This is a genomic window from Pseudomonas sp. AC463 (assembly GCF_979253585.1).
The window spans coordinates 1-13,693 of record NZ_CEEDDZ010000024.1 but is presented as its reverse complement, the minus strand read 5'-3'; the positions used below and the strand labels follow the sequence as shown (position 1 = coordinate 13,693).

The following is a 13,693-nucleotide window of genomic DNA, read 5'->3' as shown; positions in this document are numbered from 1 at the left end:
GAGATCCAATGTGGGAAGGGGCTTGCCCCCTCCCACATGTGGACCTGCAGTGTTTTGAAGATCGAGTTACACCCGGCAATTGAATGCCAAACAACACAACAATAAAAAAGATTCGAGGTGTTGCATGACCGAGTTAGTCGAACCGCAGATTCCTGCCGCCCCTGCCATGGAGCGGCTGCCCCTCTTGCAACTGATTCTGGTAGGCCTGCAACACGTCTTGCTGATGTACGGCGGCGCCGTCGCCGTGCCCCTGATCATTGGCCAGGCCGCAGGTCTGAGCCGTGAAGAAATCGCCTTTCTGATTAACGCCGACCTGCTGGTGGCCGGTATCGCCACCATGGTCCAGTCATTCGGCATCGGCCCGGTGGGCATTCGCATGCCGGTGATGATGGGCGCCAGTTTCGCCGCCGTCGGCAGCATGGTCGCCATGGCCGGCATGCCCGGTATCGGCCTGCAGGGCATCTTCGGCGCGACCATCGCCGCCGGGTTCTTCGGCATGCTGATCGCGCCGTTCATGTCCAAGGTGGTGCGCTTCTTTCCGCCATTGGTGACCGGCACGGTGATCACCGCCATCGGCCTGTCGCTGTTCCCCGTGGCTGTGAACTGGGCCGGTGGCGGCAGCGCGGCGGCCACCTTCGGTTCGCCGATTTACCTGGCGATTGCCGCCCTGGTGCTGGCCACCATCCTGCTGATCAACCGCTTCATGCGCGGCTTCTGGGTGAATATCTCGGTGCTGATCGGCATGGGCCTGGGTTACGCCTTGTGCGGCGTGCTCGGCATGGTCGACCTCGGCGGCCTGGCCCAGGCGCCGTGGGTGCAGGTGGTGACGCCGCTGCATTTCGGCATGCCCAAATTCGAATTGGCGCCGATCCTGTCGATGTGCCTGGTGGTGGTGATCATCTTTGTCGAGTCCACCGGCATGTTCCTCGCCCTGGGCAAGATCACCGGCCAGGACGTCTCGCCGAAGATGCTGCGCCGTGGCCTGTTATGCGATGCCGGCGCGTCGTTTTTCGCCGGGTTCTTCAACACCTTTACCCACTCTTCGTTCGCACAGAATATCGGCCTGGTACAGATGACCGGCGTGCGTTGCCGCTCGGTGACGATCATGGCCGGCGCCTTCCTGATCGTGCTCAGCCTGTTGCCCAAAGCCGCGTACCTGGTGGCGTCGATTCCACCGGCGGTGCTCGGCGGCGCGGCGATTGCCATGTTCGGCATGGTCGCGGCCACGGGTATCAAGATCCTCCAGGAAGCCGACATTGCCGACCGTCGCAACCAGTTGCTGGTGGCCGTCAGCATCGGCATGGGCCTGATCCCGGTGGTGCGCCCGGAGTTCTTCGCGCAACTGCCGTTGTGGATGAGCCCGATTACCCATAGCGGGATTGCCATGGCCACAATCAGCGCGTTGTCGCTGAACATCCTGTTCAACATTCTCGGCGGTGCCGAACGCCCCGCCGTCGCTCATACGCATTGATTCCTTCGTTAGTACAAAAATAACAACAGACAGGGAACATCCACATGCACACCCTTCACCTGGGGCCGGCTACGCGCCGTGCCCCATTCTCGCCCCACGCGCTCTGTAACAGCGCACTTGAGCCAAGGCTTTGGAGCCAGTATTCTCCGCGCCCGCTCGAATCGACTCAAAAAAAAACAGCGAATGTAAAAGCTGACTGCAAGGCCAACTTATCCCGGCCTGCGGTCTGCGGCCAAAGTGCGCAAAAGTCCTCTGAATTCGACTGCATCCGATGCAGCCGACGGGGATTTTTTGGCTTTTTAAACACCTTGGCGCAGCTCTTGCTAAAAGCATTAAAGCTGACCGAACAGACGATTTTTGCAGCGAACCAAAAGGCGCCACACCAGAGCGCCTGCGTAGAAGAAAAACCACAAAACTTTAACTCGGGAGCAACCGAATGAAACCTATGTTCAAAGGCCTGATGCTGGCGGGATCCCTGCTGGCCGGTGGCCAAGCCGTGGCCGGTGACCTGTTGCAGTGGCAGAACAACAGCCTGACGTATCTGTGGGGCAAGAGCTTTACCGTTAACCCGCAGATCCAGCAAACCGTCACGTTCGAACATGCCGACGCCTGGAAGTACGGCGACAACTTTGTGTTCGTCGACCGCATCTTTTACAACGGCAAGGAAGACGGCAACGTCGGCCCGAATACTTACTACGGCGAGATCAGCCCGCGTTTATCGTTCGGCAAGATTTTCGACAAGGACCTGTCGTTCGGCCCGATCAAGGATGTATTGCTGGCCTTCACCTATGAGTTCGGCGAAGGCGATAACGAGTCCTACCTGCTTGGCCCGGCATTCGATTTGAACATCCCCGGTTTCGATTACTTCCAGCTGAACTTCTACCAGCGCCAGACCGAAGGCAATCGCCCGGGAGACGGTGTGTGGCAGATCACCCCGGTATGGTCCTACACCATTCCTGTGGGCAGCTCCGACATCCTGATCGACGGCTTCATGGATTGGGTGACGGACAACGACAAGAACGCCCGTGGCACCTACCACGCCAACCTGCACTTCAACCCGCAGGTCAAATACGACCTGGGCAAGGCGCTGCATTGGGGCGACAAGCAGTTGTATGTGGGCTTTGAGTACGACTACTGGAAGAACAAGTACGGGATCGAAGATACCGGCGCGTTCAAGACGACTCAGGACACGGCGAGCTTCCTGGTCAAGTACCACTTCTGATCAAACACCGCAGGACAAATGTGGGAGGGGGCTTGCCCCCTCCCACATTCAGATTGATTTAAGTCCCAGGAACCGCGTGATCTCATCGCGCTTTGCCAGCGCATCTTTGCGCCCCAACTCAATCAACTCGCTGCAATACCCCGCCTCGAACAGCAAGTAACTCAACACCCCCGCCCCGCTCGTCTTGGTCGCCCCCGGCCCGCGTAAAAACAACCTCAACGCCGCCGGCAATTCCTGGCGATGCCGTGCCGCGATTTCATCGATCGGCTGGCTCGGCGCAATCACCAGCACTTCGACTGCGGCCAACTCGGGCGCGGCATGGCTGAACTGGTTGAGGCGCTCCAGCAGTTCGATATCGCTTTCCAGGCTGTCAATGAACGTGCTGTTGAGCATATGCCCGCCGATCTGCGCCAGGGTCGGTTCCTGGCCGGTGTAGGTGCGTTGCACCGCCGGCTCATTGCCCCGCGGGTTGCCGCTGACGCCCACCACCAACACGCGCGTGGCGCCCAGGTGCAAGGCCGGGCTGATCGGTGCGGATTGGCGCACGGCGCCATCGCCAAAATACTCCTGGTCGAGTTTCACCGGCGCGAACAGCAAGGGGATCGCCGAGCTGGCCAGCAGGTGTTCAACCGTGAGCTGCGTGGGCACGCCGATACGCCGGTGACGCAGCCACGCGCCGATGGTGCCGCCGCCCTGGTAGAAGGTCACCGCCTGCCCGGACTCGTAGCCGAAGGCGGTGACTGCCACCGCATGCAGGTGCTTTTGCCGGATGGCCTCGTCGATGCCTTCCAGGTGCAGCTTGTCCTGCAACAGCTCGCGCAGCGGCGAGCTGTTGAGCAACGCCACCGGAAACTGCCGGCCCAGGCCCAGCAGGCTATGGATAAAGAAGCGCCCCGCCTGGCGCACCACGCCCGGCCAGTCGCTGCGCAGCACCAGGTGGCTGCGAAAGCCCTGCCAGAAAGCGGTGAGACGTTGGATCGCAGCGGTGAAATCCATGGCGCCACTGGCCAGGCTCACCGCATTGATCGCACCCGCCGAGGTGCCGACGATCACCGGAAAGGGGTTCGGCGCCCCCGGCGGCAGCAGCTCGGCAATCGCCGCCAACACCCCCACCTGATACGCCGCTCGCGCCCCGCCGCCGGAAAGAATCAAACCTGTAACCGGTTCAGCTGGGCGCATCGCGTCACTCCATGTAGAAATTGGGACTACTGATCAACGGCGTTTTTCGTACAGCTTGGGCTCACCCGGTGGACGGCTCTTGAAGCGGCGATGGGTCCACAGGTACTGCTCGGGGCACTCGCGCACCGACACCTCGACCCATTGGTTGATGCGCAGGCAGTCGGCTTCATCGCTTTCGCCGGGGAAGTCGGTCAACGCCGGGTGGATGACCAGACGGTAACCGCTGCCGTCCGCCAGACGTTGCTGGGTGAACGGCACCACCAGCGCCTTGCCCAGCTTGGCGAACTTGCTGGTGGCGGGCACCGTGGCGGCCTGGATGCCGAACAGCGGCACAAAAATGCTTTGCTTGGCGCCGTAGTCCTGGTCCGGTGCGTACCAGATCGCACGGCCGGCGCGCAGCAGCTTGAGCATGCCGCGCACGTCTTCGCGCTCGATCGCCAGGGAATCGAGGTTGTGGCGCTCACGACCACGGCGCTGGATGTAGTCGAACAGCGGGTTGCCGTGCTCGCGGTACATGCCATCGATGGTGTGCTTCTGCCCCAGCAGGGCCGCACCGATTTCCAGGGTGGTGAAGTGCAGCGCCATCAGGATCACGCCCTTGCCATCCAGTTGGGCCTGCTTGAGGTGTTCCAGGCCTTCGACATGGGCCAGGCGCGCCAGGCGCTGGCGCGACCACCACCAGCTCATGGCCATCTCAAAGAAGGCGATGCCGGTGGAGGCGAAGTTTTCCTTGAGCAGCTGCTTGCGCTCTTTGGCGGATTTTTCCGGGAAGCACAGTTCCAGGTTGCGCGCGGCGATGCGCCGACGCTCACCGGCCACGCGGTACATGCCGGCGCCCAGCAGGCGACCAATGGTCAACAGCGCGCGGTACGGCAGTTGGGTGACCAGCCACAGCAGGCCGAGTCCCAGCCATAACAGCCAAAAACGCGGGTGAAAAAATACAGCTCGAAAACGCGGGCGATCCATTACAGATTCCGGTAAAGACAGGGCCGCGCATTCTACAACGGTTCGACTCGGCTTGCGGCCAGTGAGTGTTCTCGTTATAAGTCTCGACACTTTTCGTGACAAGCCGCTTTTGCCGACCATGAGCCAAACCGAACCGCTAGACCAAGATCCCGTGTTCCAGCTGAAAGGCAGCATGCTCGCCATCACCGTGCTGGAACTGGCCCGCAACGACCTCGACGCCCTGGACCGCCAGCTCGCCGCCAAGGTCGCCCTGGCGCCGAACTTCTTCAACAATGCCCCGCTGGTGCTGGCGCTGGACAAGCTGCCCGCCGGCCAAGGTTTGATTGACCTGCCCGGCCTGATGCGCGTGTGCCGCTCCCATGGCCTGCGCACCCTGGCAATTCGTGCCAGCCGCATCGAAGACATTGCCGCCGCCATCGCCATTGAACTGCCAGTACTGCCGCCGTCCGGCGCGCGCGAGCGTCCGCTCGAACCACCGGTCGGCGAAGTGAAGAAAAAACCGGAAAAACCACCCGAGCCGATGATCAAGCCTACAAAGATCATCACCACGCCCGTACGCGGCGGGCAGCAGATTTACGCCCAGGGCGGCGACCTGGTGGTGATCGCCTCGGTCAGCCCCGGCGCGGAACTTCTCGCCGATGGCAACATCCATGTATACGGCCCGATGCGCGGACGTGCCCTCGCCGGCATCAAGGGTGATACCAAAGCCCGAATTTTTTGCCAGCAGTTGACCGCTGAACTAGTGTCCATCGCAGGCCAGTACAAGGTTGCAGAAGATTTGCGCCGTGATCCGCTGTGGGGGGCCGGGGTGCAGATCAGCCTGTCGGGCGATGTGTTGAACATCACCCGTCTTTAACGGATACTGCCGCATTTTCCAAGCATCTCTAGACTCTGATAGCACAGCGAAACCGGCAATACTTGCGTAGGAACAATTGAAAGTTGGCGTTTGCTTTACGCCAACGCCACTTTTGCCTACACACGTTGTCCGCCTGCAGCGAGTTTCAAGAGATGTTTTTCAGGGACCGAAAAGTCCTTTTTCCTTAGGGGTGAAACACCTTGGCCAAGATTCTCGTGGTTACATCCGGCAAGGGTGGTGTGGGTAAGACCACCACCAGCGCCGCTATCGGTACCGGCCTCGCTCTGCGCGGCCACAAGACAGTCATCGTCGACTTCGACGTCGGTTTGCGTAACCTCGACCTGATCATGGGCTGCGAACGCCGCGTGGTGTACGACTTCGTCAACGTGGTAAACGGCGAAGCCAACCTGCAACAGGCCCTGATCAAGGACAAGCGCCTTGAGAACCTGTACGTGCTGGCCGCCAGCCAGACCCGTGACAAAGACGCGCTGACCAAAGAAGGCGTAGGCAAAGTCCTCGCCGAGCTGAAAGAAAACTTCGAATACGTGGTCTGCGATTCTCCGGCCGGTATCGAAACCGGTGCTCACCTGGCGATGTACTTCGCCGATGAAGCCATCGTGGTAACCAACCCGGAAGTGTCCTCGGTACGTGACTCCGACCGCATGCTCGGCCTGCTGGCCAGCAAGTCCAAGCGCGCCGAGGAAGGCCAGGACCCGATCAAGGAACACCTGCTGCTCACCCGCTACAACCCTGAGCGCGTCAGCAACGGCGAAATGCTCGGCGTTGAAGACGTGAAGGAAATCCTCGCCGTGACCCTGCTGGGTGTGATCCCGGAATCCCAGGCCGTGCTGAAGGCTTCCAACCAGGGCGTGCCAGTGATTCTTGACGACCAGAGCGACGCCGGCCAGGCGTACAGCGATGCAGTTGATCGCTTGCTGGGCAAGACCGTGGAACATCGCTTCCTCGATGTTAAGAAGAAGGGATTCTTCGAGCGTATCTTTGGAGGCAACTAAACAATGAAATTTCTCGACTTCTTTCGGGCCAACAAAAAGCCAAGTACCGCGTCGGTAGCGAAAGAGCGTCTACAGATCATCGTGGCGCACGAACGCGGCCAACGCAGTACCCCGGACTACCTGCCAGCCTTGCAGAAGGAACTGGTGGAGGTGATCCGCAAGTACGTCAATATCGGCAACGATGACGTACATGTCGCCCTGGAAAACGACGGCAGCTGCTCGATTCTGGAACTCAATATCACCCTGCCTGATCGTTGATCGAACAGGCGGCTGCCACGGCGGCTCGGTCACCTTGATCCCTTTGCGGGGCCAGGGTGGTCGAGCCGCCGTTGGCGTTTGTTACGAGGCTGTTTAATGCCGCTGTCCAATATCCACATCTTGCATCAGGACGACGCTGTCCTGGTGGTGAACAAACCGACCCTGCTGCTTTCGGTGCCTGGCCGCGCCGACGACAACAAGGACTGCCTGATCACCCGCCTGCAGGAAAACGGCTACCCCGAAGCCCGCATCGTGCATCGCCTGGACTGGGAAACCTCAGGGATCATCCTGCTGGCCCGCGACGCCGACACCCATCGCGAACTGTCGCGCCAGTTTCACGACCGTGAAACCGAAAAGGCCTACACCGCCCTGGCCTGGGGCCAACCGGAACTGGACAGCGGCAGCGTCGACCTGCCCCTGCGCTACGACCCGCCGACCAAGCCACGCCACGTGGTGGACCACGAATTCGGCAAGCACGCGCTGACCTTCTGGAAGGTGCTGGAGCGTTGCGGCGACTGGTGCCGTGTCGAACTCACGCCGATCACCGGGCGCTCGCACCAGCTGCGTGTGCACATGCTGTCCATCGGTCACCCGCTGCTCGGTGACGGCCTGTATGCCCATGAGCAAGCGCTGGCTGCGTGGCCGCGCCTGTGTCTGCACGCGAGCATGTTGAGCTTCACCCACCCGCAAAGCGGCGAGCGCCTGCGCTTCGAGTGCCCGGCCCCTTTCTAAATCTGCAAACACAGTCAAATGTGCACTTCTCGCCATCGAACGGTAAACTCGCGGCACTGCTGTCTGGAGCTATTTATGCGTGAAGCGTTGAATCAAGGCCTGATCGACTTCCTCAAGGCCTCCCCTACTCCTTTTCATGCCACCGCGGCCCTGGCCCAGCGCCTGGAAGCGGCCGGCTACCAGCGCCTCGACGAACGCGAGACCTGGACCACCGAAGCCAACGGTCGCTACTACGTCACCCGCAACGACTCCTCGATCATCGCCTTCAAGCTCGGCCGTCACTCGCCGCTGCAGGGCGGCATCCGCCTGGTCGGCGCGCATACCGACAGCCCGTGCCTGCGCGTCAAGCCCCAGCCCGAGCTACAGCGCCAGGGTTTCTGGCAGTTGGGCGTGGAAGTCTACGGCGGCGCGCTGCTGGCGCCGTGGTTCGACCGCGACCTGTCGCTGGCCGGCCGCGTGACCTTCCGCCGCGACGGCAAGGTCGAGAGCCAACTGATCGACTTCAAGCTGCCCATCGCGATCATCCCCAACCTGGCCATCCACCTGAACCGTGAAGCCAACCAGGGATGGGCGATCAATGCCCAGACCGAGCTGCCGCCGATCCTCGCGCAATTTGCCGGTGACGAGCGTGTGGATTTTCGCGCCGTGCTCACCGAGCAGCTGGCGCGCGAGCATGGGCTGAACGCCGACGTGGTGCTCGACTACGAGCTGAGTTTCTACGACACCCAGAGCGCTGCGGTGATCGGCCTCAACGGCGACTTCATCGCCGGCGCGCGCCTGGACAACCTGCTGTCCTGCTACGCCGGCCTGCAAGCCTTGCTCACCAGCGAAACCGACGAAACCTGCGTGCTGGTGTGCAACGACCACGAAGAAGTCGGCTCCTGCTCGGCCTGCGGTGCCGATGGCCCGATGCTGGAACAGACCCTGCGCCGCCTGTTGCCGGAAGGTGATGAATTCGTACGCACCATTCAGAAATCACTGTTGGTGTCTGCAGACAACGCCCACGGCGTGCACCCCAACTACGCCGAGAAGCACGACGCCAACCACGGCCCCAAGCTCAACGCGGGCCCGGTGATCAAGGTCAACAGCAACCAGCGCTACGCCACCAACAGCGAAACCGCCGGGTTCTTCCGCCACTTGTGCATGGCCCAGGAAGTACCGGTGCAAAGCTTTGTGGTGCGCAGCGACATGGGCTGCGGGTCGACGATCGGCCCGATCACCGCCAGCCACCTGGGCGTACGCACCGTGGACATTGGCTTGCCGACGTTTGCCATGCACTCGATTCGTGAGCTGTGCGGCAGCCATGACCTGGCGCATCTGGTGAAGGTGCTGGGCGCGTTCTACGCGAGCCACGACCTGCCCTGATACCAGAGCTGAACGCAATCAAAATGTGGGAGGGGGCTTGCCCCCTCCCACATTTAGTTTTGTGTATGCCTGATCTGCATCATCTGCATTTTTCGCAATCCGACCTAGACTTGTCATTATTCCCACTCTGACAAGGCCGTCGTCCGATGATCTCCATGTCCTCTTTCCACGCCATGCTGATCCCAATCCTGATCGGCATGATCATGCTCGCCGTCGGTTTCAACTTTCGCGACAAGCCTCTCGGCGTGTTCGGCATGTGGCTCGGCATGCTGCTGATCCTGGGCACCGTGGTGTACAAGATCCTCGCCAAACTGGCCGAATGACGCGTGCACTCGTACACTCGCTCAACCTGCCGTTTTCAAGGTTGACCGCCTCGTGCTTTCCCGTCTGTTCGCCCTGCCCTGCTACCTCCTTATCGCCCTGCTCACCCTGCTGCCGCTCACGCCTGCCCAGGCGGTGAGCCTGCCCGGCCTGCTGGGCAGCACCAACAAGAGCCAACCCCAGGCAGACGTGCCCCTCGGCCAGTCGCTGGACGAGGTGATCAAGACCCTGGAAAACGACCAGCAACGCACCCAGCTGTTGAGCGACCTGAAGAAGCTGCGCGAAGCCACGCAAAAGGCCCAGCCCGCCGCAGAGCAAGGCGTGCTCGGGTTAATCGGCAGCACGCTGTCGGGCCTGGAGCAGCAGTTTTCCGGGGCCGACAGCCCGCTGGGGCGCTGGTCCAATGAAGTCGACATGGCCAAGGATGAACTCAGCGCGCTGATGCTGCCGGCCAACGAATGGCTGCCGATCATCTTCGGTTTTGCCTTGATCCTGGCGGTGTGGAGCCTGCTGGCGGCCGCGCTGATCTGGCTCAGCCACCGCGTGCGCGAACGCTTCGGCCTGCCCGAGGAGCTGCCGCAACACCCACGCACCTGGGACATGCTGCGTTTTGCCCTGCGCAAACTGGGGCCATGGCTGATCGCGCTGGTGATCACCGTGTACCTGAGCTACGCGCTGCCGTCGTCACTGGGCAAATCCCTGGCGATGGTGCTGGCCTATGCGCTGGTGGTCGGCACCTGTTTCTCGGCCATTTGCGTGATTGCGTTTTCATTGCTCGACGGCCCGCACCGTCACCGCGCGCTGTATATCCTGCGTCACCAGGCGTTCCGCCCGCTGTGGTGGATCGGCAGCTTTGCCGCCTTCGGTGAAGCCTTGAGTGATCCACGATTGGTCGCCGCGCTCGGCCAGCACCTGGCCCACACCGCCGCGACGGTAGCCAATGTGATGGCGGCGCTGTCCACCGGCGTGTTTATCCTGCGATTCCGCCGCCCGATCGCGCACCTGATCCGCAACCAGCCGCTGTCGCGTCGCCTCACCCGCCGCGCCCTCACCGACACGCTGTCGATCATCGGTTCCTTCTGGTACATCCCGGCGTTGCTGCTGGTGGGCATTTCGCTGTTCGCCACCTTCCTGTCCGCCGGCGACACCAGCACCGCCCTGCGCCAGTCACTGTTGTGCACGGTGTTGCTGGTGTTGTGCATGGTGATCAACGGCCTGGTGCGCCGCCACGCCCTCAAGCCGCAACGCGGGCACAAGCGCCACGCGCTGTACTCCGAACGCCTGAAAAGCTTCGTCTACACCCTGGCCCACCTGGTGGTGTGGCTGGTGTTTATCGAGTTGGGCCTGCGGGTGTGGGGCCTGTCGCTGATCCGCTTTACCGAAGGCGACGGCCATGAAGTCAGCGTCAAGCTGTTCGGCCTCGGTGGCACGCTGCTGTTTGCCTGGTTGATCTGGATTCTCAGCGACACCGCGATCCACCACGCCCTCACCCGCTCGCGCAAAGGCCTGGCCAACGCGCGTGCGCAGACCATGATGCCGCTGATCCGCAACGTGCTGTTCGTGACCATCTTTATCATCGCCGCGATCGTCGCCCTGGCGAACATGGGCATGAACGTCACGCCACTGCTGGCCGGTGCCGGTGTGATCGGCCTGGCCATCGGTTTTGGTGCGCAGTCGCTGGTGGCAGACCTGATCACCGGCCTGTTCATCATCATCGAAGACTCACTGGCCATCGATGATTACGTGGACGTCGGCGGCCACCTCGGCACTGTCGAAGGCCTGACCATCCGCACCGTGCGCCTGCGCGATATCGACGGCATCGTGCACACCATCCCGTTCAGTGAAATCAAGAGCATCAAGAACTACTCCCGGGAGTTCGGCTACGCGATTTTCCGGATTGCGATCCCCTACAACATGGAGATTGATGCCGCGATCAAGCTGATCCGCGAGGTCGGCCAGAAAATCCGCAACGACGCGCTGCAACGCCGCAATATCTGGTCGCCATTGGAGATTCAGGGTGTGGAAAGTTTCGAGTCCGGCAGCGCGATCCTGCGGGCGCGGTTCAAGACGGCGCCGATCAAGCAATGGGAAGTGTCGCGGGCGTTCAACTTGTCGCTCAAACGCCATCTGGACGAGGCCGGGCTGGACCTGGCTACACCGCGCTTGAGTGTGCAGGTGGTGACGGGGACGTCGGGCGGGTTGGCGAAAGAGGAAAACGCCTGAGCCATAGGCGTGAGTGTGTTGTGGCCAGGGAGCAAGCTCCCTCGCCACAGCGGATGCGTCAGGCCAGCGCAGCGCCGTCCATCTTCTGGCGCAGGCTCAACGGGCGCATGTCGGTCCAGGTTTCCTCGATGTAGGCCAGGCATTCTTTCTTCAGGCCGCTTTTGCCAACGGTGCGCCAGCCTTCCGGCACGGCCTTGTAGTCGGGCCAGATGGAATACTGTTCTTCATGGTTGACCACTACCTGAAACAGGATGTCGTCGCGGTCAAATACTGAGGTCATTGCTGTTCTCCATCGCTCAAAGGCTGGCTGCGCACCACGCGCAGCGCTGATATCTGTAGAAACGTACCAAGCGTGCGAAAAATTAGAGGCTGGCGATTGCTGCCGCCAGCGCGCGCCCGAAGATCTCGGCCACGCGATCGACTTCAACGGCGGTGATCACCAGCGGCGGCAGGAAGCGCACCACGCTGCCATGCCGGCCGCCCAGCTCCAGGATCAGGCCGCGCTTGAGGCATTCACGCTGCACCAGCGGCGCCAATTGGCGATGCACAGGTGGGTGGCCCTGGATATCCGGCGTGCCAGCCGGGTCGACCAGTTCCACGCCCAGCATCAGCCCACGGCCACGAATATCCCCCAGGTGCGGGAAGTCGCGCTGCAGGATGCGCAGGTGTTCGCCCAGGCGCTCGCCCATCGCCGCCGCATGGCCGGGCAGGTCGTGTTCCTTGAGGTAGCGCATCACCGCTGAACCCGCCGCCATGGCCATCTGATTGCCACGGAAGGTCCCGGCATGCGCGCCCGGCAACCAGGTATCGAGCCAGTCGCGGTACACCACCACCGCCAGCGGCAGGCTGCCGCCGATGGCCTTGGACATCACCACCACGTCCGGGATGATGCCGGCGTGTTCGAAGGCAAACATCTTGCCGGTGCGACCGAAGCCGCTCTGGATTTCATCCACGATCAACGCCACACCCGCGTGCTCGGTGATACGCCGCAGGCCACGCAGCCAGTCGAGATCGGCCGGGATCACGCCGCCTTCGCCCTGGACCACTTCGACGATCACCGCCGCCGGCAGCAACACCCCGGCTTCCGGGTCATTGAGCAGGTTTTCCAGGTAATGCAGGTTGACCCGCACACCTTCCGCGCCGCCCAGGCCGAACGGGCAACGGTAGTCATAAGGGAATGGCAGGAACTGCACGCCATTGCCGAGCAAGGCACCCAAGGGTTTTTTCGGCCCCAGGCTGCCCATCAGGCTCAACGCACCCTGGCTCATGCCGTGATAGCCGCCCTGGAACGACAGCACGGTGCTGCGGCCGGTGGCGGTGCGCACCAGCTTCAACGCGGCTTCCACCGCATCGGTGCCGGTGGGGCCGCAGAACTGGATCTTGGCTTCCCGCGCCAGCTCCGGTGGGAGCAGGCCGAACAGGTCTTGCACGAATTGGTCCTTGACCGGCGTGGTCAGGTCCAGGGTGTGCAGCGGCAATTCGTCCGCCAGCACTTGCTGGATGGCTTCGATCACCACCGGGTGGTTGTGCCCCAGCGCCAGAGTGCCGGCGCCGGCCAGGCAGTCGATGAACTGACGGCCTTCCACGTCTTCCACGTAAATACCCTTGGCACGCTTGAGCGCCAGGGGGATGCGCCGTGGGTAACTGCGGGCGTTGGACTCCTGCTGGCGCTGGCGGGCCAGCAGCGGGGTTTCGTCGAACTGGTAGAGCATTTCCACGGGTGCAGGGCTTGCGTGCACCGGGGCGTCTTCGATACGGCTGGTAGCGACTGACATCTCTCGATCCCTCAATACGCTGATGATGGTGACCAAACTGCCGATCCGTTGGCGTCTGGCCCCAGGGGCATGCGCACGGATTTCCTGTTCTGGAAACGCACCAGCGGGGGGGGGATTTAGGGCTTGGGTGGTTTTTTGATTGGGGGTATATCCGTTATTTGGGTGATGGCCGCCTATGGTTTCGCCCTTACGGCGACTCACTTTGGAAAAGCCCCAAAGTAAGCAAAGGGCTCTTGCCCCAACACTCGGCACCTCGCCTAGGCTCGGTGTGCCCGCACGCAGGCTTGAATCCGTGGGCCGCCGCGATGGGCC

The 13,693-nt window shown here is 62.0% G+C and carries 14 protein-coding genes; 10 read left to right on the top strand and 4 right to left on the bottom strand.

All coding sequences use genetic code 11. From position 1 onward, the window contains the following. Positions 1–124: 124 nt before the first annotated feature. Genes AC0IYH_RS24855 through AC0IYH_RS24845 form a run of 3 tightly spaced genes read left to right on the top strand, consistent with a single transcriptional unit; the run spans position 125 to position 2,693 of the window. The gene (locus AC0IYH_RS24855; protein WP_116626252.1) at positions 125–1,471 is read left to right on the top strand and encodes a nucleobase:cation symporter-2 family protein; all 1,347 of its coding nucleotides are present in this window, start codon (positions 125–127) and stop codon (positions 1,469–1,471) included. 44 nt (positions 1,472–1,515) lie between these two features. Next, positions 1,516–1,911: a hypothetical protein gene (locus AC0IYH_RS24850; RefSeq protein WP_133250577.1), complete on the top strand. Its 396-nt coding sequence runs from the start codon at positions 1,516–1,518 to the stop codon at positions 1,909–1,911. After that, positions 1,908–2,693 carry an outer membrane protein OmpK gene (locus AC0IYH_RS24845; RefSeq protein WP_116626251.1) on the top strand — a complete coding sequence of 262 codons (786 nt, stop codon included), beginning with the start codon at positions 1,908–1,910 and terminating at the stop codon, positions 2,691–2,693. Before AC0IYH_RS24850 ends, AC0IYH_RS24845 begins: the two co-directional genes overlap by 4 nt. 48 nt (positions 2,694–2,741) lie before the next feature. On the opposite strand, the gene AC0IYH_RS24840 is transcribed toward AC0IYH_RS24845, so the two are convergent. Next, positions 2,742–3,872, bottom strand: a complete 1,131-nt coding sequence (locus tag AC0IYH_RS24840) for a patatin-like phospholipase family protein (RefSeq protein WP_122773469.1) — start codon at positions 3,870–3,872, stop codon at positions 2,742–2,744. Positions 3,873–3,905: 33 nt separating this feature from the next. Then, positions 3,906–4,838 carry a lipid A biosynthesis lauroyl acyltransferase gene (locus AC0IYH_RS24835; protein ID WP_116626249.1) on the bottom strand — a complete coding sequence of 311 codons (933 nt, stop codon included), beginning with the start codon at positions 4,836–4,838 and terminating at the stop codon, positions 3,906–3,908. 118 nt (positions 4,839–4,956) lie between these two features. On the opposite strand from AC0IYH_RS24835, the gene minC reads away from it, so the two are divergent. From minC to AC0IYH_RS24800, 7 genes are all read left to right on the top strand, one after another. Beyond that, entirely contained in the window at positions 4,957–5,694 is a 738-nt protein-coding gene (minC, locus tag AC0IYH_RS24830) for a septum site-determining protein MinC (RefSeq protein WP_116626248.1), read from the top strand. Positions 5,695–5,894: 200 nt separating this feature from the next. Beyond that, on the top strand, positions 5,895–6,707 hold the full coding sequence (gene minD / locus AC0IYH_RS24825; protein ID WP_116626247.1) for a septum site-determining protein MinD: 813 nt from the start codon (positions 5,895–5,897) through the stop codon (positions 6,705–6,707). 3 nt (positions 6,708–6,710) lie between these two features. Further along, the gene (gene minE, locus AC0IYH_RS24820; RefSeq protein ID WP_003175252.1) at positions 6,711–6,965 is read left to right on the top strand and encodes a cell division topological specificity factor MinE; all 255 of its coding nucleotides are present in this window, start codon (positions 6,711–6,713) and stop codon (positions 6,963–6,965) included. Positions 6,966–7,061: 96 nt separating this feature from the next. After that, positions 7,062–7,697: an RluA family pseudouridine synthase gene (locus tag AC0IYH_RS24815; protein ID WP_471836691.1), complete on the top strand. Its 636-nt coding sequence runs from the start codon at positions 7,062–7,064 to the stop codon at positions 7,695–7,697. 75 nt (positions 7,698–7,772) lie between these two features. Continuing rightward, positions 7,773–9,062 (top strand): M18 family aminopeptidase, encoded by a 1,290-nt coding sequence (locus AC0IYH_RS24810; protein WP_145158799.1) that lies wholly within the window; start codon positions 7,773–7,775, stop codon positions 9,060–9,062. A 155-nt stretch (positions 9,063–9,217) separates the two neighbouring features. Next, positions 9,218–9,385 carry a hypothetical protein gene (locus AC0IYH_RS24805; RefSeq protein ID WP_163821401.1) on the top strand — a complete coding sequence of 56 codons (168 nt, stop codon included), beginning with the start codon at positions 9,218–9,220 and terminating at the stop codon, positions 9,383–9,385. 52 nt (positions 9,386–9,437) lie between these two features. After that, on the top strand, positions 9,438–11,606 hold the full coding sequence (locus tag AC0IYH_RS24800; protein WP_471836689.1) for a mechanosensitive ion channel family protein: 2,169 nt from the start codon (positions 9,438–9,440) through the stop codon (positions 11,604–11,606). A 58-nt stretch (positions 11,607–11,664) separates the two neighbouring features. Here the strand turns inward: AC0IYH_RS24800 and AC0IYH_RS24795 are convergent, their stop codons facing one another. Together AC0IYH_RS24795 and AC0IYH_RS24790 are read right to left on the bottom strand one after the other, a co-directional pair. After that, positions 11,665–11,886 carry an MbtH family protein gene (locus tag AC0IYH_RS24795; RefSeq protein WP_017527671.1) on the bottom strand — a complete coding sequence of 74 codons (222 nt, stop codon included), beginning with the start codon at positions 11,884–11,886 and terminating at the stop codon, positions 11,665–11,667. An 82-nt stretch (positions 11,887–11,968) separates the two neighbouring features. Continuing rightward, complete coding sequence (locus AC0IYH_RS24790; RefSeq protein WP_471836687.1) at positions 11,969–13,381, bottom strand: diaminobutyrate--2-oxoglutarate transaminase; 1,413 nt, start codon at positions 13,379–13,381, stop codon at positions 11,969–11,971. Positions 13,382–13,693: the final 312 nt, after the last annotated feature.